At 67.0% G+C, this 18,278-nt stretch carries 15 protein-coding genes; 13 read left to right on the top strand and 2 right to left on the bottom strand.

The window, feature by feature from the left end; all coding sequences use genetic code 11:
• The first annotated feature begins 1,413 nt into the window (after nt 1-1,413).
• Nucleotides 1,414-1,824 carry a hypothetical protein gene (locus tag KBZ12_RS07765; RefSeq protein WP_254957349.1) on the top strand — a complete coding sequence of 137 codons (411 nt, stop codon included), beginning with the start codon at nt 1,414-1,416 and terminating at the stop codon, nt 1,822-1,824.
• A 485-nt stretch (nt 1,825-2,309) separates the two neighbouring features.
• On the opposite strand, the gene KBZ12_RS07770 is transcribed toward KBZ12_RS07765, so the two are convergent.
• Nucleotides 2,310-4,661, bottom strand: coding sequence for a S8 family peptidase (locus KBZ12_RS07770; RefSeq protein ID WP_254957350.1), 2,352 nt, complete (start codon nt 4,659-4,661; stop codon nt 2,310-2,312).
• Between the two features lie 102 nt (nt 4,662-4,763).
• Between KBZ12_RS07770 and KBZ12_RS07775 the strand changes: the two genes are divergently transcribed.
• From KBZ12_RS07775 to fba, 10 genes are all read left to right on the top strand, one after another.
• Nucleotides 4,764-5,489, top strand: a complete 726-nt coding sequence (locus KBZ12_RS07775) for a polysaccharide deacetylase family protein (RefSeq protein WP_254957351.1) — start codon at nt 4,764-4,766, stop codon at nt 5,487-5,489.
• 37 nt (nt 5,490-5,526) lie between these two features.
• A complete protein-coding gene (gene lpxD / locus KBZ12_RS07780) occupies nt 5,527-6,555 on the top strand; it encodes a UDP-3-O-(3-hydroxymyristoyl)glucosamine N-acyltransferase (RefSeq protein WP_254957353.1) in 1,029 nt (342 codons plus the stop codon).
• A 29-nt stretch (nt 6,556-6,584) separates the two neighbouring features.
• Nucleotides 6,585-7,667, top strand: a complete 1,083-nt coding sequence (leuB, locus tag KBZ12_RS07785) for a 3-isopropylmalate dehydrogenase (protein ID WP_254957354.1) — start codon at nt 6,585-6,587, stop codon at nt 7,665-7,667.
• Nucleotides 7,668-7,745: 78 nt separating this feature from the next.
• On the top strand, nt 7,746-8,648 hold the full coding sequence (locus KBZ12_RS07790; protein ID WP_254957355.1) for a phosphoribulokinase: 903 nt from the start codon (nt 7,746-7,748) through the stop codon (nt 8,646-8,648).
• Between the two features lie 52 nt (nt 8,649-8,700).
• A complete protein-coding gene (locus tag KBZ12_RS07795; RefSeq protein WP_254957356.1) occupies nt 8,701-9,063 on the top strand; it encodes a hypothetical protein in 363 nt (120 codons plus the stop codon).
• Complete coding sequence (locus tag KBZ12_RS07800) at nt 9,060-9,911, top strand: A24 family peptidase (RefSeq protein WP_254957357.1); 852 nt, start codon at nt 9,060-9,062, stop codon at nt 9,909-9,911. Before KBZ12_RS07795 ends, KBZ12_RS07800 begins: the two co-directional genes overlap by 4 nt.
• A gap of 36 nt (nt 9,912-9,947) precedes the next feature.
• Nucleotides 9,948-10,838, top strand: coding sequence for an acetyl-CoA carboxylase, carboxyltransferase subunit beta (accD, locus tag KBZ12_RS07805; protein ID WP_254957358.1), 891 nt, complete (start codon nt 9,948-9,950; stop codon nt 10,836-10,838).
• The gene (locus tag KBZ12_RS07810; RefSeq protein WP_254957359.1) at nt 10,835-11,272 is read left to right on the top strand and encodes a hypothetical protein; all 438 of its coding nucleotides are present in this window, start codon (nt 10,835-10,837) and stop codon (nt 11,270-11,272) included. The genes accD and KBZ12_RS07810 overlap by 4 nt, the downstream gene beginning before the upstream one ends.
• The gene (locus KBZ12_RS07815) at nt 11,259-12,341 is read left to right on the top strand and encodes a Gfo/Idh/MocA family protein (RefSeq protein WP_254957360.1); all 1,083 of its coding nucleotides are present in this window, start codon (nt 11,259-11,261) and stop codon (nt 12,339-12,341) included. The genes KBZ12_RS07810 and KBZ12_RS07815 overlap by 14 nt, the downstream gene beginning before the upstream one ends.
• 106 nt (nt 12,342-12,447) lie before the next feature.
• Nucleotides 12,448-13,521 (top strand): class II fructose-bisphosphate aldolase, encoded by a 1,074-nt coding sequence (gene fba, locus KBZ12_RS07820; protein ID WP_216908898.1) that lies wholly within the window; start codon nt 12,448-12,450, stop codon nt 13,519-13,521.
• A 94-nt stretch (nt 13,522-13,615) separates the two neighbouring features.
• On the opposite strand, the gene KBZ12_RS07825 is transcribed toward fba, so the two are convergent.
• Nucleotides 13,616-16,501 (bottom strand): UPF0182 family protein, encoded by a 2,886-nt coding sequence (locus tag KBZ12_RS07825; RefSeq protein WP_254957361.1) that lies wholly within the window; start codon nt 16,499-16,501, stop codon nt 13,616-13,618.
• A 175-nt stretch (nt 16,502-16,676) separates the two neighbouring features.
• Here KBZ12_RS07825 and thrC point away from each other — a divergent pair, with 175 nt between their 5' ends.
• On the top strand, nt 16,677-17,957 hold the full coding sequence (thrC, locus tag KBZ12_RS07830) for a threonine synthase (protein WP_254957362.1): 1,281 nt from the start codon (nt 16,677-16,679) through the stop codon (nt 17,955-17,957).
• 42 nt (nt 17,958-17,999) lie between these two features.
• Nucleotides 18,000-18,275, top strand: coding sequence for a MoaD/ThiS family protein (locus KBZ12_RS07835; protein WP_254957363.1), 276 nt, complete (start codon nt 18,000-18,002; stop codon nt 18,273-18,275).
• Nucleotides 18,276-18,278: the final 3 nt, after the last annotated feature.

Genomic DNA, 18,278 nt, shown 5'->3' on the forward strand with positions numbered 1-18,278 from the left:
TGGATCATGATCTCGATACAGGATGGCTATCGCGATCCCAAGGAAGCGGCTGATAACTGGCATTTGTAAACTATAGCGTCAAACCGGCAAGTTGCCAAAGAGTGCGAGACGGCGATCTCGTGTGCAAACCCTTGTCTTAGGCTCCGTATAACGCTGAATGGACGGATCCGCATAAGAAGTGCCTCGGCCCCGTTTTTGCCGCCTATCACCACGGCTGAAGACTGGCAAGGTGGCAGATCCCTGTTGTGGCAATGGATTTCATAATACCCTGGCAAGACCCTGTCGCCATAGACGGATCCGCCTATAACCGGTCGCCGTGATACAAAAGCCTGTTCCCGCGCCCCGAGCCCAGCCACTTGACATGGGCTAATAAGACCGGGATATCTTCATTTCGGGATTATACTCATTTGGCAGGCTAAGGCTATTGAAGTCTTTGCGCACCTTCCTAGTAAGTTTGGTCATTGAAAATGCAAGCTTGCGCACTTGCAACACATTAAACGTGATTGCAGCTCATCACCAAGCGATTGGCTGTGATTTTGACTTGCTGATCCTTCGAACGCCCGCCTAAACCGACCTGGAACTCTTGCCCAAAGATGCATGCGATTTTGCGGTCCGTGTTCAGTGCGTGTTTACGGGATTCGTTTCGCATGCTTCAGGATCATCCTGCCCGTTCCCACGTGAAAACCAGCCCGAATGCGCACCGGACCCTGCACAGGTATTTCTGCGAGATAAAGCAGACCAGCTTCCTCTGCGCACGTCGGAAAAAACGGTGCCCCTGGTTCTGAATGCAGGAAGAAGTCACCGGACAACATTCTGCACTTGGCGCAGACATTCGCATAGTATTTGCCTTGAAATGTTTTCGAGTAGCTAAGCTGATAAGTTGGCACTCGTTTCTGCACGTATCCAAGCAAGTCTTTAGGAAGAGCAACAACATCTGACAGGACACAAACCTGATCATCTGCGCCCTCTACCGACGGTGCCAAGAATGCCACCACCGGCATTCTTTCCCCGCACCTCCAACATCCGATCTTCATTCCGACTATATAAATCGGCGGTGATATTGTCAGAGAGTCGTCATCCATGGCGTTCTACTCATAACGCTGCCCCTGCGTGGCAGGCGGGGAGCCTGCGGTGGCGACGCAGAGACTCGATGGCGGCCTGTCCGCTCGAGGGGCTTGTTCGAAGTGTCACATCAGCGCAAGTATCTTCCGCAGACCGAGTTAGGCCTTGCCTGTTGCCTTGCGGCGCTCGATTGTATCGAAAGCTCACAAATAGACCTGCGGCTGGTCACTGCGTTTATTCCTATGTAAAATCAGGTCCTTAATGGAGTGACTTTTTTAATTGATTCAGGATCAATTCGCTTGTGATTAATTTCTCGAATCAAATCATCTTACACTTCAAAAGCAAACTGCCATGCCTGTTTACACCCAAAGCACCAGCCTAAATGACAAGGCTTATGACTTACCTAACCAGAACTGGACAGCAGTAGGCCCTGCATTCAAAGTCACGAAAAAGTTTAACAAAACACCGATTGAATTAGAGTATTCCGGGGAGGTGCTCGCAGCGTCTATTTCAGGCAACGGGGTATCGTTTCAGATCAGGCTCGATAACAAGGTCCCGTCATTTTTTTCTCAGGGTTCCCTGAAATCGACAGAGCTCCGAGATGAGGTTACAGCCAAGAGCATCTATGTAGGCTTGCCTGCTGGAAGCTATACCGGGCAGATATATGCGCAGGCACCTAATCCAGGCTCGTCCGCAAAGGGGATTGTGCTCGACCCCGGTGGCTGGGGAGAAAAAGTTCTTATAACTGAATTCGAAACCTAGGCTTACGTGACCTTTTTTTTCTGAGGCTTAAGCCGCATTGTCAATATGACCTAGTCTCTTAGTAAGTCAATCTTAACTTCTGGGTGGGGCGTACACTGTGCGCTCCGCTTCCCATTAAGTAGAATTGAACGATATTATCCAGGTGTGATCATCAGCTGGCCCCGACAGCACTGGGCTAGCTAAAATCAAAGATCATGGGATGAAGTCGATCATCACCTGTTTGGTTAATCGGTCAATGATTTTTACGATTCTAATAACAGCCACTAAACTAATGGCCGACAATCTGTATTCATGCGGATGCTGGTCGCCTTCGTCTATCCTTCGAACTTGTACTTAGGTGGTTTCCGTGAACCACGCTCCCAGGCCAGTCCCTTTCCGTGAACCACCCAGCCGTTTGAGCTTCAAACGCTGAGAGCTCCTCCGGCACCAAGCTTGGGTCCTCGACTCGAGAAACCCTGGCTGTGGTTCACGGACCCGTGAACCACTCAGGTCTCCAGCAGCATCTTCGACAGATTCGGCAGGCCCGCCCCCTGGTGGTAGCGGTCCCGTTGCAGGTCGGTGCAGTGCTCCAGCAGGATGCGTTTCACCCGGTCGGGATAGCCGATGAATTCGGTGCGCACCGAGAGGAAGGCGGCCAGCAGGCCGGAGATGTGGGGTGCCGCCATGCTGGTGCCGGAGAGCGCCACATAGAGCTCATCGAGGCTCTTGCCCTTGTCGCGGCTGGGGGTGCGTTTGGGGTCGCTGCTGCTCCTGCACGAAAGGATCCGCTCCCCGGGGCCCACCACGTCGGGCTTGAGGCGGCCATCGGCGGTGGGGCCCCGCGAGGAGAAGTAGGAGGTGCCATAGCGGTGCGGCAGGGTCGGGTGTACCGAGCCCACGGCGATCGCCTCCTCCAGGTTGGCCGGATCGCCGATCGACAGATCGAACGAGCGGGTGGCGCTGAAGCCGTCAACCACGATGTCGCCGCTGCCTTCGTTGCCCGCCGCCAGCACCACCAGCACCCCCTGGCGCACCAGCCGCAGCAGGGAGGCGCACAGGGGGGAATCGCCGCAGCCGAAGCTGGCCGCATCGAACGGTCCCCCCAGGCTCAGGTTCACCCCCTGGATCGCCAGGCGCCGTCCCTCCTGGTTCTGCCTCCAGATGTGGTCGATCGCCTTGATGATCCAGGCGTCGTAGCCGCCGCCATTGTCGGCCAGCACCTTGTAGCTGACGATCCGGGCCCGGGGGGCCATCGCCAACAGGTCGGGGCCGCCCTCGCCGCCCACCGACAGCAGCCCGCCGGCGATGATCCCCGCCACGTGGGTGCCGTGGCCGTTGGCGTCGTTGCCGCTCCCCGGCTTCACCGGCCCCCGCTCCGTGCAGTCCCACTCGGCGGCGATCGTTCCGTCCGGGGCAAGGCTTGCGTTGTGGAAGTGGGGGTGCTGCCGGTCGATGCCGGTGTCGAGCACGGCCCAGGTGATGCCCTGGCCGCAGGCGTTGTAGCCCAGCTGGGCGGTGCGGGCCTGCACCGTGTGGATCGAATCGATCATCAGCGCCTTCTTGCGGCTGTTGCTGAACATCCGGTACACCGCCGGTGAACTGGCGCCGTACTGGCGGCTCATCGCCCCCGCCAGCGTCTCCACCTCGGCGCGGGTCAGGTTCACCGCCACGTAGCGATCCAGCTGGTCCTCCAGGTACACCGTCTCGGCGGTGATCGGACCCTGCAGCACATGCGCCCGGATCCACTCCAGCACCGCCTGCCGCGCCTTCTGCAGCGAATCGCCCCCCTCGCCTGCCCCCGCGGCGCGATCCGCCAGCTCGATCAGCACCGGCACGCGGGCGGTGGCCTCCACATCCAGCGCATCGGCCAGGCTGCGGGCCACCGTCATCGGGCTCACAGGCTGGAAGCGGGAGCGGTCCAGCGCCGCCATCACCGTCGCCTGGGTCGTCTGGCGCGACAGATAGCGGCTGGCGGAATGGGCCTTGCTGGGCGGCCACACCACCCCCATCACCCGTTCATCGACGATCTTCGGCTTGCCGGCGGCGCTGTATTCATCGGCCAGGCTCTGGTCGAGGCAGACGATGTCGCCGTCCTGGGCGATGTTCACCCAGCGCTTCACACCGGCCGGGATCGGCAGCGTCTTGCCGTGCCATTGCTGCAGCACGTCGGTCACCTGGGGCAGCCCCAGCGGCGAGCCGATCGTCACGTACAGATCCACCTCCACGGCGGCGCCCAGCTCCATCAGCGCCTGGTAGGTCACCATGCTCCCCTGGCTGTGGCCGACCACCACGAAGGGGCCCCCGCCGGTGCTGACCCGGTCCTTCACCGTCTGCACCATCCGCTGCCGCTTCGTCTTGTTGAACAGGAAATCGTTCACATCCGCCATGAACGCCTGGGTGAACATCGCCGTCACCGGACTCCACAGCCCCTTCGCCTCCACTGAGCGCGCCGCCGGGCCCCCCATCGGTGCCCCCCGCTGGGCCGCCGTCCGGGCGGCCGCCTCCAGCTGCGCCGTCAGCGCGTCCACGAACGCCTGCGACGCTTCCGGCGCATCGCTGTCCTGGATCGAGGCGGCCAGCAGCGCCTCCGCGCCCGGCTGCAGCGTCGCCCGGTCCTCGCCGATCGCCCGGGTGGAGAACCCCGCCGTCTCCGGGTAGCGCTCCCGGTCGACCCAGTAGGCCATGCGGGTGCGCTCCCCCTGGTCGGCGCCGAACAGGGCCCGGTCCCACTCCGAGCGCAGCACCCCCTCGGGGGGCATGTTGGAGATCCCGTGGCAGTAGATCACCGTGCGGGCCTGCCCCCGCGCGATCGGGGCGCTGGCGCTGCCGGCGGCGGCGGCTTTTTTCGGGGCGGTCATGGTGGCGCACAAGAAGGGAACCCATCTCCGCCTTAGCCAGTCCGGACATCGCCGGGCCATGGCCCGCCGCCGGTGTCATCGTTCTTGAGCCCGCCCCCGCCCATGGCCCTGCTCCTCACCGTTCTGGCCCTGGCGCTGGTGCTGGATCTCCTGGTGCTGGTGGTGCTGCTGCCTTCGCTGCTGATCCGCCTGTTGCTGGTGCCGCTGTATCCGGAGGTGGTGTGGTGCGGCCGGGGCCGGCAGAAGACGCTGGCCCTCACCATCGACGACGGACCCAGCGGCCCCGGTTCGGAGGCCCTGCTGGCCCTGCTGCGGGATCTGGAGGTGCCGGCAACCTTCTTCCTGATCGGCTCCCACCTCGAGCGCGACCACCGCTTCGCCCGCCGGGCCCTGCAGCAGGGTCACGACCTCGGCAACCACCTCTGGCGCGATCAGCGCTCCGCCGCCCTGCCGCCGCAGCCCTTCCAGCAGCAACTCGTTGAAACCGAACGGGCGATCGCCCGTGCCGCCGCCCCCGCCCGGCTGCACTGGCGCTGGTTCCGCCCCGGCGGCGGCTGGTTCCACCGGACCATGCTCGACGCCCTCGCGGCCCGCTCCTACCGCCTGGTGCTGGGGTCGATCTTTCCCTGGGATACCCTGCGGCCGCCCCTGTGGTTCGTGCGCCTGTTCGTGCGTCTCAATGCCCATCCCGGCGGCATCCTGGTGCTGCACGACACCCCGGACCTCAGCGGCCGCACTCTGGAAACGCTTCGCCTCATCGTTCCCGACCTGCGCCGCCGCGGCTACTGCTTTGTGCCCCTGCAGGAGCTGCTCGCTACGGCCCCCTGAGTGGGGCCTACGATCCGGGCCGTCCGCCCCCTGGGGAATGCGCTTCAGCAGCCTGCTCACCCGGATCGGCGCCGTGCAGGACGGCAGCCCCCGGCACCTGGCAGGGGATCCGGAGATTGCGGGTGCCGAAGCGCTCGATCGCGCCGGCCCCGCCCAGCTGGCCTTCCTTGAGCCCGGCAATGCCCTGGCCGCCGCCCTTTCCGCCAGCGGCGCCGCCGCCCTGCTGCTGCCCCTCGACGAAGAGCTGCAGCAGCTGGCCACCGAGCGGGGCCTGGCCTGGGTGGCCCTCGCCAATCCCCGGCTCGGCTTCGCCGAGGCCCTCGCCGCCCTGCATCCGCCCACCCCGAAACCCCCGGGGATCCACGCCAGCGCCGTGGTCGACCCCAGCTCCAGCGTCGCCGCCGAGGTGCATGTGGGCGCCCACGTCGTGATCGGCGCCGGTTGCATCGTGGCCGCCGGCTGCGTGCTCCATCCCGGCGTTGTGCTCTATGACGACGTGCAGCTCGGCGAGGGCTGCGAGGTCCACGCCCAGGCGGTGCTCCACCCCGGCAGCCGCCTGGGGGCCGGGTGCGTCGTCCAGTCGCAGGCGGTGATCGGCGCCGAGGGTTTCGGCTTCGTGCCCACCGCTTCGGGGTGGGTGAAGATGCCCCAGACCGGCCGGGTGGTGCTGGAAGACGGCGTTGAGGTGGGCTGCGGCTCCACCATCGACCGCCCCAGCGTCGGCGAGACCCGCATCGGCGCCGGCACCAAGATCGACAACCTGGTGCACGTCGGCCATGGCGTGGTCACGGGGAAAGGCTGTGCCCTGGCCGCCCAGGTGGGCATCGCCGGTGGTGCCGTGCTCGGCAACGGTGTGATTCTCGCCGGCCAGGTGGGCGTGGCCAACCGGGCCGTGATCGGCGATCGGGCCATCGCCTCCTCCAAGTCCGGCATCCATGGCGAGATCGCCGCCGGTGAGGTTGTCAGCGGCTACCCCGCCATCCCCAACCGGCTCTGGCTGCGCTGCTCCGCCGTCTTCAACAAGCTGCCCGAGATGGCCCGCACCCTGCGCCAGCTGCAGAAGTAGCCTCGCCTGCTGCCCGGCCCCCCTTCGCGATGACCAGCTACAGGATCACCCTGCTTGCGGGGGACGGCATCGGTCCGGAGATCACCGCGGTGGCCCGCACCCTGCTGGAGGCGGTGAGTGGCCGCCATGGCTTCAGCCTCCAGTTCGATCCCCAGCCCGTCGGCGGCGCCGCCATCGACGCCAGCGGTGAGCCCCTGCCCGCCACCACCCTGGAGGCCTGCCGGGCGGCCGATGCGGTGCTGCTCGCCGCCATCGGTGCCCCCCGCTTCGATGCCCTGCCCCGGGAGCTGCGCCCCGAGAGCGGCCTGCTGGCCCTGCGCTCCGGCCTGGGGCTGTTCGCCAACCTGCGGCCCGTGAAGATCATCCCGGCCCTGGCCGGTGCCAGCAGCCTGCGCCCCGAGGTGATCGAAGGGGTGGATCTGCTGGTGGTGCGCGAGCTCATCGGCGGCATCTACTTCGGCACCCCCAAGGGGCGCATCGCGGTGGATGGCGGCGTGCGGGCCTTCAACACGATGGTTTACACCGATCACGAGGTCGACCGCATCGCCCGGGTGGGCTTCCGCCTGGCGGCGGGCCGCCGCGGCCGCCTCTGCTCGGTCGACAAGGCCAACGTGCTCGATGTGAGCCAGCTGTGGCGCGACCGGGTGGAGGCGATCCATGCCGAGTTCCCCGCGGTCGAGCTCAGCCACATGTACGTCGATAACGCCGCCATGCAGCTGGTGCGCGAGCCGCGCCAGTTCGACGTGATCCTCACCAGCAATCTCTTCGGCGACATCCTCTCGGACGAGGCCGCCATGCTCACCGGCTCAATCGGCATGCTTCCCTCGGCCTCCCTCGGCTCAGGCGGCCCCGGCCTGTTCGAGCCGGTGCACGGCTCTGCCCCCGACATCGCCGGCCAGGACAAGGCCAACCCGATCGCCATGGTGCTGTCGGCCGCCATGCTGCTGCGGGTGGGCCTGCAGCAGGAGGCCGCCGCCGCCGACCTCGAGACCGCCGTCGACCGCGTTCTGGCCGCGGGCTACCGCACCGGCGACCTGCTCATGGGCGAAGGCTGCAGCCGGGTGGGCTGCCAGGCGATGGGCGAGCAGTTGCTGGCGGCCCTGCCGGGCTGAACGCCCCTCAGGTAACGGCTGCGGGGGGTGCCGACCGGCGACCTGCCAAACTCACAGCCTCTCAATCCCCCTGCGTCGATGTCGAAGCGTCACCCGGTCGTGGCAGTCACCGGTTCCTCCGGAGCGGGAACCAGCACCGTGAAACGGGCCTTCGAGCACATTTTTTCCCGCGAAGGCATCATCCCGGCGGTGGTGGAAGGCGACAGCTTCCACCGCTTCGAGCGCGGCCCGATGAAGCAGGCGATGGTCGAGGCCCAGGCCCGCGGCGAAAACTTCTCCCACTTCGGCCCCGAGGCCAACATCTTCGACAAGCTCGAAGAGCTGTTCCGCACCTACAGCGAAACCGGCAGTGGCGAACGCCGCTACTACCTCCACTCGGTGGAGGAGGCCGCTGAGCACAACGCCCGCCTGGGCACCAGCCTGGAGCCCGGCCAGTTCACCCCCTGGGAACCCATCCCCTCCAGCACCCAGCTCCTCTTCTATGAAGGCCTGCACGGCGGTGTGGTGGGCGACGGCTATGACGTGGCCGCGATGGTGGATCTGCTGATCGGCGTGGTGCCGATCGCCAACCTGGAATGGATCCAGAAGATCTCCCGCGACAACGCCGAGCGGGGCTACTCGGCCGAAGCGATCGTCGACACGATCCTGCGCCGCATGCCCGACTACATCAACCACATCTGCCCCCAGTTCAGCCTCACCGACATCAACTTCCAGCGGGTGCCCACGGTGGACACCTCCAACCCGTTCATCTGCCGCAACATCCCCACCCCTGACGAGAGCTTCGTCATCATTCATTTCCGCAAGGGCGCCCGGGAGAAGTGGGGCATCGACTTCTCCTACCTGCTGCGCATGATCAACGACTCCTTCATGTCGAGCCCCACCAGCATCGTGGTGAACGGCGGCAAGATGGGCTTCGCGATGGAGATCATCCTCACTCCGATCATCCACAAGATGATTGAGGAGCAGAAGAAACTCAGCTGAAGATCAGTCTCTTGATCTTCCTTTCGGCCCTAAGATCGCCCGAAAGGAACCGGTGAATCCCATCACCGCCCAGCCCCCCACCATCACCCCGTCCGGATCCGCCAGCCCCTCCTTCCAGATCCGTGGCGGGGAGTCCTCGGCGACCCCGTCCCAGGGATTTCTGCGCCTTGATCGCATCAACAGCGCCGAACTGCTGCGCCACGGGCGCCGCGTCTATTTCCGTTTCCTGGAGTCCTGCCCCACCGCTCCTGAGCCGTTGGGGGTTGTGCTTCTCGGCGCCGGTCCCCAGGGCCGGGTGGTTTTCGAGGCGCCGATCCTCCTGCCGGATGAGCAGTTCGTGCCGATGGACCTGCTGCGTCCCCGCTCGCCCCGGGGCCGCAGCCCCCGGGGCGGAACCAGCCGACCGATCCCATGACTCCAGCCCCTCTCCTCCCGTCCGCTCTGCCGCTGTCCCTGCTGGCCCCCTTCGTGGCCCTGGCTGGCGCCTGCATCGGCAGCTTCCTGAACGTGGTGGTCTGGCGGTTGCCGCGGGAGCAGTCGCTGGTCTTTCCCGGCAGCCATTGCCCCCGCTGTGGCGCCTCCCTGGCCTGGTTCGAGAACCTGCCCCTGCTCAGCTGGCTGCTGCTGCGTGGCCGCTGTCGCCACTGCCACGCCGCCATCGCCGTCCGTTACCCGCTGGTGGAGCTGCTCACCGCCGGTCTCTGGGTGGCGATGCTGTTCGCCCGTCCTGTTGCCATGGGCCCCGATCCCAGCCCCTGGCTGCTGCTGGCGGCCGGTTGGCTGCTGGCCAGCTGGCTGCTGCCCCTGTCCCTGATCGACCTCGACAGCCTGTGGCTGCCGGAGCCCCTCTGCCGCTGGGGCGTGCTGTTGGGTCTGGCGGTCACGGCCGCCGTCGGCTTCCCCCAGGGGGCCGAGGTCGGCCGCACCCTGCTGTTCTCCCATCTTCTGGCCGTGGCCGCCGGCCTGCTGGGCTTCGAGGCCCTCAGTGCCCTGGCTGAGAAGGCCATGGGCCGGCCGGCCCTGGGGCTGGGGGACGCCAAGTTGGCTGCCCTGATGGGGGCCTGGCTCGGACCGCTGGGCCTGGGCCTGGCCGTCAGCCTGTCTGTTCTCGCTGGCGCCCTGATCGGCGGGCTGGCCCGGCTCACCGGTCGGCTCGGCCGCCAGCAGCCCTTCCCCTTCGGCCCCTTTCTCGCCGCCGGTGCCATGGCCGTCTGGATCGGTGGCCACGCCCCCTGGCTGCGCCTGTGGGGCCTGGGTCTTTAATGGCTGGTCAGCCGTCACCCTTGCTTCCGTCGCCCCATGTCCCTGTTCGACTGGTTCGCCGATCGCCGCAAGAACGCCCCGGCCGTGCGCGCCAGCAAGGGGCCTGAGGCCGACGAGGGCGATGGCCTCTGGAGCAAGTGCGCCGAATGCGGACTGGTGGTCTACCGCAAGGATCTGATCGCCAATGCCAGCGTCTGCAAGGGCTGCGGCCACCATCACCGCATCGACAGCAGCGAGCGCATTCGCCTGATCGCTGATGAGGGCAGCTTCGAGCCCATCGATGCCGATCTGGCCCCCACCGACCCCCTGGCCTTCAAGGACCGCCGCAGCTATGCCGACCGGCTGCGGGACACCCAGCGGGCCACGGGCCTGCGGGATGCGGTGATCACCGGCCTCTGCCGTCTGGAGGGCATGCCCCTGGCCCTGGGGGTGATGGATTTCCGCTTCATGGGCGGTTCGATGGGCTCGGTGGTGGGCGAGAAGCTCACCCGGCTCGTCGAGCTGGCCACCGCCCGCCGCTACCCGCTGCTGATCGTCTGCGCCTCCGGCGGCGCCCGCATGCAGGAGGGGATGCTCAGCCTGATGCAGATGGCCAAGGTGTCCGGTGCCCTGCACCGCCACCGCAGCGCCGAGCTGCTCTACCTGCCCCTGCTCACCCACCCCACCACCGGTGGGGTCACCGCCAGCTTCGCCATGCTGGGCGACCTGATCCTGGCGGAGCCCAAGGCCATGATCGCCTTCGCCGGCCGTCGGGTGATCGAGCAGACCCTGGGCGAAAAGCTGCCTGAAGGTTTCCAGACCGCCGAGTATCTCCAGGACCACGGTTTCGTGGACACGATCGTGCCCAGACCCGAGCTGCGCGGCACCCTGGCCACCCTGCTGCGCCTGCACGGCAGCGTGCGCACGGCCCTTCCCGTCGCACCGTGAGGGGGGCCTCGATCAGAAGTGTCGCAGGCCGGCTGCTGGCGGCCCTGCTCGTGCTCGGCCTCTGGCTGGCTGCGCCCGCTGGCGTCTGGGCCGGTCCGGTCGACTGGCAGGAGGTGGAGGCCGGCCCTGAGGGCCGCCAGTGGTGGGACTCCGGCAGCCTCCGCTTCGATCGCGAGGGTCGCCTCTCCGTGCTCAGCCGCTTCCAGCCCGCCGCTGCCGCCGATGCGGCCGACGATGCCCGCCCCCCCGTCGGCCAGCTGTACGTGATGCAGCTCGATTGCGACGAGGAGCTTTACCGCGACACGGCGGTCAACGGCCTGCCCCGCTGGGGCGCCCCCTGGCAGGCCGCCGCCGGCGACAACCTCACGATCCGGGTGTTGCACGCCGCCTGCGCGGCCGCCCGCCTGTCCCCGGAGAACGATGCGACGGCCTGACCCTCCCCTGCGCGTTGCCGTCGCCGGCCTCGGTTTCGGCGAAAAGGTGATCCTGCCGGCCCTGCGCGACTGCCCGATCACCGAACCGGTGGCCCTCTGGCATCCCCGCCCCGAGCGGGCCGCCGCCGCGGGCCAGGGGGCGGAGCTGCCCGCCTTCGACGACTTCGGCGCCCTGCTGGCCGATCCGGCCGTGGAGGCGGTGGTGATCGCCACCCCCCCCGAACCCCGCTTCGCCCTGGCCAGGGCGGCCCTCGAGGCCGGCAAGCACCTGCTCTTGGAGAAGCCAGTGGCGCTGAACGCCGAGCAGGTGGAAGAGCTGCAGCGCCTCGCCATCGAACGGGGCCTGGTGGTGGCGGTCGACTTCGAGTACCGGGCCGTGCCCCACGTCCAGCAGCTGGCGGCCCTGGTCGCCCAGGGGGTGCTGGGGGATCCCTGGCTGGTGAAGTTCGACTGGCTGATGTCCAGCCGCGCCGATCCCAGCCGCCCCTGGAGCTGGTACTCCCAGGCGGCCGCCGGGGGCGGTGTGCTCGGCGCCCTCGGCACCCACGCCTTCGACACCCTCCACTGGCTGATCGGCCCCAGCCGCGGCCTCAGCGCCCGGCTGAGCACCGCCATCGGCGAGCGCCCTATCCCCGGCTCCGGCTCCATGGGCGTGGTGGATGCGGAGGACAGCGCCCTGATCCAGCTCGACCTGGCAGACCACCGCGGCCGCGCCGTGCCCGCCCAGCTCACCCTTTGCTCGGTGGCCCGGGCGGGACGGGGCTTCTGGATCGAGCTCTACGGCAGCGAGGCCACCCTGGTGCTGGGCTCCAGCAACCAGGCCGACTACGTCCACGGCATGCAGCTGTGGATGGCCCGGCCGGGCGAGGCCCTGCGCCCCCTGCCGGCCGACCCGGTCCTGGCCTATGGCCGCACCTGGGAGGACGGCCGCATCGCCCCGGTGCGGCGACTGCTGGGCTGGTGGTCGCAGGCGGTGCGGGAGCGCCGGCCGATGGTGCCTGGACTGGCCGAGGCCGTGACCAGCCAGCGCTGCTGCGACTGGGCCCGCCAGGGAACAGAAGGGACGTAGGGCATCCCCTAGACTCCCCGTCAGACCCGGTGGGACGATCCCGCCAGCCGTCCTCCGACCACGGTTCTTACCAACCGTACCCACCCAAAAAACCGCGAGATTTCCCATGGCGCTCGTACCGCTTCGTCTGCTGCTCGATCACGCCGCAGAAAACGGCTACGGCATTCCTGCCTTCAACGTCAACAACCTGGAGCAGGTGCAGTCGATCATGGAGGCTGCCTACGAGACCGACAGCCCGGTGATCCTGCAGGCCTCCCGGGGTGCCCGTCAGTACGCCGGCGAGAGCTTCCTGCGCCACCTCATCTTGGCCGCGGTGGAAACCTATCCCGACATCCCGGTGGTGATGCACCAGGACCACGGCAACAGCCCTGCCACCTGCTACGGCGCCGCCGCCAACGGTTTCACTTCGGTGATGATGGACGGCTCCCTTGAGGCCGACGCCAAGACCCCCGCCAGCTACGACTACAACGTGGCAGTCACCAAGGAAGTGGTGGACGTGGCCCACGCCATCGGCGTGAGTGTGGAAGGCGAATTGGGTTGCCTGGGTTCTTTGGAAACCGGCAAGGGTGAAGCCGAGGACGGCCATGGTTTCGAGGGCTCCCTCGACCATTCCCAGCTGCTCACCGACCCCGCCGAGGCGGCCGACTTCGTCGCCAAGACCAAGGTGGATGCCCTGGCCATCGCCATCGGCACCAGCCACGGCGCCTACAAGTTCACCCGCAAGCCCACCGGCGAAGTGCTGGCCATCTCCCGGATCGCCGAGATCCACAAGGCCATCCCCAACACCCACCTGGTGATGCATGGCTCCAGCTCCGTTCCCCAGGAATGGCTGGACATGATCAACAAGTACGGCGGCGCCATCCCGGAGACCTACGGCGTTCCCGTCGAGGAGATCCAGGAAGGCATCCGCAACGGCGTGCGCAAGGTCAACATCGACACCGACAACCGCCTCGCCTTCACGGCCGCCGTGCGGGAAGCCGCCGCCAAGGATCCCGCCAACTTCGATCCCCGTCACTTCAACAAGCCCGCCCGGGCCTACATGAAGAAGGTCTGCCTCGACCGTTACCAGCAGTTCTGGTGTGCCGGCAACGCCAGCAAGATCAAGCAGCGCGACATCAACTACTACGCCGCCCTCTACGCCAAGGGCGCCCTGGATCCCAAGACCGCCGTGGCCGCCTGATCGGCGACCCGCCTGCGATCCAATAGCGATGCATCGGGGGCCCACGGGCCCCCTTTTTCATGGCCGGCCATCCCGGGCGCTCAGGCTGGGGCGCTCAGGGCAGTGGCAGGGGCAGCGGTGTGCCGTCGGGGAGCGGCGGTTTGGCGGACGCGGCCTCCTCCTTGCCGCTGGGCTCCTTGTCCACCAGCCGCTCGAGGGCGCGGCGCAGGCTGCGCTCCATCACGAAGCGGCGTCCGTCGGTGACCACCACGCGCACCAGGGTGGGCAGGTCGTTGCTCTTCGACTGCAGATAGATCGGCTCCACGTAGAGCAGGCCCTCGCCCACCGGCAACACCAGCAAATTGCCGCGGAACAACCGCGAGCCGAGCCGGTTCCAGAGGCCGAACTGGAAGCTGATCGTTGGGTCCTGATCGATCAGGGCCGTGACCTGCTGGGGGCCGAGCAGCAGCCGCTGCTGGGGGAAGCGCACCAGCATCAGCTCCCCGTAATGGGGCGGATCGTTGCGGGCGGCCAGCCAACCCACCAGGTTGGAGCGCTTCAACGGGGTGAAGGGCAGCAGCAGCACGAATTCGGAGCGCTCTTTCCCGGGCAGTTGCAGGGTGAGGTGATACGGAGACACGGGCACGGTGCTCTCGCCGTAGATCTCGGTGGGCACCGCCCAGACGTCGTCACCGTTGTAGAAAGTGCGCACGTCGGTGACGTGATACCTCAGCAGCCGTTCCGCCTGGATGTCGAACTGGCTCTTGGGCACCCGGATGTGGGCCAGCAGCCCCGGGGGCATGGCCGAGAGGGGCCGGAACAGTTCCGGAAAGGCGCGCACCCAGGTGCGCAGCACCGGATCCCTGGCGTCGTTCACGTAAAGCCAGAGCCGGCCGTCGTGGGCATCCACCACCGCCTTCACCGGGTTGCGGAAATAGCGCAGGCCCTGTGGATTGGGATCGCTGTAGGGGTACGAGCGGCTGGTGGTGAAGCCATCCAGGAGCCAGTACTGGTGTTGCTCCGGCCGGTAGCCCGCACTGCCGGCCACCCGGGCGGTGACCAGGTAGGGCTGGCTTTCGAAGCGCAGGAACGGCGCCAGGGCCGTCAGGCGCTTGTTCACTTGCCGCCGCAGCAACAGCAGCGATCGCTCGGTGAAGGAGCCGGTGAACAGCAGCCGTGGTTCCCGCAGATAGACCGCGGCGGCAAGCCGCTGCAGGGGATGGGCGAGGGAGATGCCAATCGTGCCGTTGTAGTGCGTGTAGACGTTGAGTTCCCCTTCCGGATAGGAGAATTCCTTCACCTTGGTGGGTGCAATCGCGTAGGGGGAGGGGCCGGAGGCGAAGTAGAGGCTCGGGCTGCCTACCGGCAGCGCCGCCCGGGCCTCCTTGTCGGTGATGCCCAGCTCGGGGATGCCCTGCACCCGGCCGCTGCTGCCCAGGTCCTTGACGAAGAACAGGGGCAGGCCGTCGGAGCCGAAGGCGTTCACCGGCGAAACAGTGAAACCGTGGCCGTTGGTGAACACCAGATGGCGGTTCAGCCAGGTGCGCGAGCCGGGCGGCAGGGCGCTGCTGTCCAGCTCCCGGGCCGAGATCAGCACCTGCTGGGAACCGTCGCGGGCGGACTTGCCCTGCAGCGGATAGCGATCGACGTCCGCCGAAGGAAAATAATAGAAGAGGCGCAACTGCTGCAGCTGCCGGTTCGCGGCCAGCAGGGGCTGGCTGTCCCAGAGGCGGATGTTGTCGAGTGTGCCGGGGGCCTTGGCCAGATCCGCGGCCGTGAGCTCCTGGCGGGGTTCGAGTCGCAGGTTGCGCACGTGCTCCAGGCCGAAGGCGCGGCGGGTGGCTTTGATGCTGCGCTCCAGGAAGGGGGCTTCCACCGTCAGCTCCCGCGGCTGCACCCAGAAGCGCTGGGCCAGGGGCGAGAGGACCCACTCACTGATGGGCACCAACAGGGCCGTGCCGGCCAGGGGCAGCAGGGCGCCGCGCCGCAGCCAGCCCCGGGGCAGGGGAACCAGCAGCGCGAAGGCCGTGAGCAGCAGCAGCACGGCGAACAGCAGCCGCAGCGGCAGCCGCACATGCAGATCCACGAAGCCCGCCCCCGAGGCCACGCCGCTGCCCTGCACCATCAGATCAAAGGGGGCCAGGGCGTTGCTCAGGGCCATCACAACGGCCAGGGCCGCCACCTGGGGCTGAAGCACCCGCTGCTGGGCCTTGCTGAGGCCATCAAAGTGAAGATCCGACAGGCTGCGGCCCTTGCCGATGGTGAGCAGCAGGCAGGCCGCCAGCCCCACAAGCCCCTGGGCGAGCATCACGCTCAGCACGAGCCGCAGGGCCGGCAGGCGCAGCACGGTGAAGGACAGATCAAGACCGGTGAGGGGATCGCCTTCGCCGAAGGGCGTCGCCAGCAGGGCCGGCAGCCACAGGCTCCAGCCCCGCGCCACCGCCGTGGCCGAGCCCGCCAGGGCGGCCGCCAGGGTGATCCGCAGGGTGGTGAGGGGCCACAGCAGCAGCGGCAGCAGCAGGCCCCCCGCCAGACCCGCCACCAGCAGGGGCGGCAGATCCCGGAGCACGGAGAAGCCGGTGATCACATCGCCGTTGAAGGGGTTGGCGATCAGTCCCCGGGCCTGCACCATCAGGTAGCTCAGGCCGCCGGCCAGCAGCAGCACCAGGCCGATCAGCACCAGCACCAGGGCGCCGTTGCCCAGCCGCAGCAGCGGCTCGCTCGGCCGGGGCGCCTCGGGCCCCTGCTCCCGCAGACGCCAGCAGCGCTGCAGCTGGGCCAGCTGCAGCACCGAGCCCAGACCGAAGACCGCCGCGAAAGCGGAGATCTGCAGCATCCAGCGGCGCAGCAGAATCGGCTGGAAGTCGAACTGGCTGAACCAGAGCCATTCGATGGCCAGCCGGGCCCCCGCCCAGAGGGCCAGCAGCAGCCCGAAGGCGATGGCAAGGCCGACGGCGAGGCGTCGCCTCAGGCGGGCCGGCAGCGGGGATGGATCAGGCACAAGCGGAGCGTAGGCAGAACCCTGCGGGCGACAAGGTGCCGACTCCAGGTCACCAACAGCCGTCGCCGCGTCTGACATGTCACCAAAGCCGAGGCATTACCCGACTGCGGATATCGGCTTTAAAGACAGGCGCTGGCCACCGCTGTTAGCGTTTGCCCCAGTGTCCGGGCACGCTTTGACCGCCACCCTCTCCCGCTCCACCTTCACGGGCCTGCGCTGCAAGGAATGCGGTCATCCCTACGAGGCTGGAGCGCGCCACGTCTGCGAAGACGTCTGCTTCGGCCCGCTTGAGGTGGTCTACGACTACGACGCCATCCGCAGCCGCGTCAGTCGCGCCACCATCGAGGCCGGCCCCACCTCCATCTGGCGGTACCGGGAGTTCCTGCCCGTCGAAGGCGACCCCATCGACGTCGGCACCGGCTTCACACCCCTGCTCAAGGCGGATCGTCTGGCTAAGCGCCTCGGCCTTTCCTCCCTTTACATCAAAAACGACGGCGTCAACATGCCGACGCTGTCCTTCAAGGACCGCGTCGTCTCGGTGGCCCTCACCCGGGCCCGTGAGCTGGGCTTCACCACGGTCAGCTGCGCCTCCACCGGCAACCTGGCCAACTCCACCGCCGCCATCGCCGCCCACGCCGGCCTCGAGTGCTGCGTCTTCATCCCCAGTGATCTCGAACTGGGCAAGGTGCTGGGCACCCTCGTTTACAACCCCACCCTGATGGCGGTGAAGGGCAACTACGACCAGGTCAACAGGCTTTGCTCCGAGGTGGCCAACACCTACGGCTGGGGCTTCGTCAACATCAACCTGCGCCCCTACTACTCCGAAGGCTCCAAGACCCTCGGCTACGAGGTGATCGAGCAGCTCGGCTGGCAGCTTCCCGACCACATCGTCGCGCCCCTGGCCTCCGGCTCCCTGTTCACCAAGATCCGCAAGGGCTTCGACGAGTTCATCAAGGTGGGTCTCGTCGAGGAGAAGCCCGTCCGCTTCAGCGGTGCCCAGGCCGAAGGCTGCTCGCCCATCGCCCAGGCGTTTGCTGCCGGGCGCGACTTCATCACCCCGGTCAAGCCCAACACGATTGCCAAGTCGATCGCCATCGGCAATCCCGCCGACGGCCCCTACGCCATCGACATCGCCAACCGCACCGGCGGCACCATCGCGGCCGTCACCGATGAGGAGATCATCGACGGCATCAAGCTGCTGGCCGAGATGGAGGGGGTGTTCACCGAGACCGCCGGTGGCACCACCATCGCCGTGCTCAAGAAGCTGGTGGAACAGGGCAAGATCGATCCCTCGGAAACCACCGTCGCCTACATCACCGGCAACGGTCTCAAGACCACCGAAGCGATCGCCTCCTGCATCGGTGCGCCTTACACCATCGAGCCGCAGCTCGCCAGTTTCAATGCCGCCTGGGAGCAGTCCCAGGCCTCCCATGGGAGCAAGGCCGCGCCGGCCTGAGTCGCCCGTTTCCCTTCCTTTCCTGCCCCACCGACGCTTTCCATGGCCATCCAGGTTCTGATCCCCACGCCCCTGCAGAAGTTCACCAACGACGAGGCCAGCGTCAGCCTTGAGGCCACCAGCATCGACGGTCTGCTCCAGGCCCTCGAAGGCCGCTACCCCGGCATCCAGGCCCGTCTGTGTGATGAGAACGGCAAGCTGCGCCGCTTCCTCAACCTCTACGTGAACAGCGAGGACATCCGCTTCCTCGACAACCAGGCCACGCCGCTCAGCGACGGCGACGAGGTGAGCATTGTGCCGGCCGTCGCGGGCGGCTGAACG

It is taken from the genome of Cyanobium sp. Cruz CV13-4-11 (assembly GCF_024346055.1).
Classification (GTDB): Bacteria; Cyanobacteriota; Cyanobacteriia; order PCC-6307; family Cyanobiaceae; genus Cyanobium.

Coding starts and splice junctions, on each gene's coding strand:
- KBZ12_RS07765 (WP_254957349.1), top strand. CDS start 1,414: ATGCCTGTTTACACCCAAAGCACCAGCCTAAATGACAAGGCTTATGAC.
- KBZ12_RS07770 (WP_254957350.1), bottom strand. CDS start 4,661: ATGACCGCCCCGAAAAAAGCCGCCGCCGCCGGCAGCGCCAGCGCCCCG.
- KBZ12_RS07775 (WP_254957351.1), top strand. CDS start 4,764: ATGGCCCTGCTCCTCACCGTTCTGGCCCTGGCGCTGGTGCTGGATCTC.
- lpxD (WP_254957353.1), top strand. CDS start 5,527: ATGCGCTTCAGCAGCCTGCTCACCCGGATCGGCGCCGTGCAGGACGGC.
- leuB (WP_254957354.1), top strand. CDS start 6,585: ATGACCAGCTACAGGATCACCCTGCTTGCGGGGGACGGCATCGGTCCG.
- KBZ12_RS07790 (WP_254957355.1), top strand. CDS start 7,746: ATGTCGAAGCGTCACCCGGTCGTGGCAGTCACCGGTTCCTCCGGAGCG.
- KBZ12_RS07800 (WP_254957357.1), top strand. CDS start 9,060: ATGACTCCAGCCCCTCTCCTCCCGTCCGCTCTGCCGCTGTCCCTGCTG.
- accD (WP_254957358.1), top strand. CDS start 9,948: ATGTCCCTGTTCGACTGGTTCGCCGATCGCCGCAAGAACGCCCCGGCC.
- KBZ12_RS07815 (WP_254957360.1), top strand. CDS start 11,259: ATGCGACGGCCTGACCCTCCCCTGCGCGTTGCCGTCGCCGGCCTCGGT.
- fba (WP_216908898.1), top strand. CDS start 12,448: ATGGCGCTCGTACCGCTTCGTCTGCTGCTCGATCACGCCGCAGAAAAC.
- KBZ12_RS07835 (WP_254957363.1), top strand. CDS start 18,000: ATGGCCATCCAGGTTCTGATCCCCACGCCCCTGCAGAAGTTCACCAAC.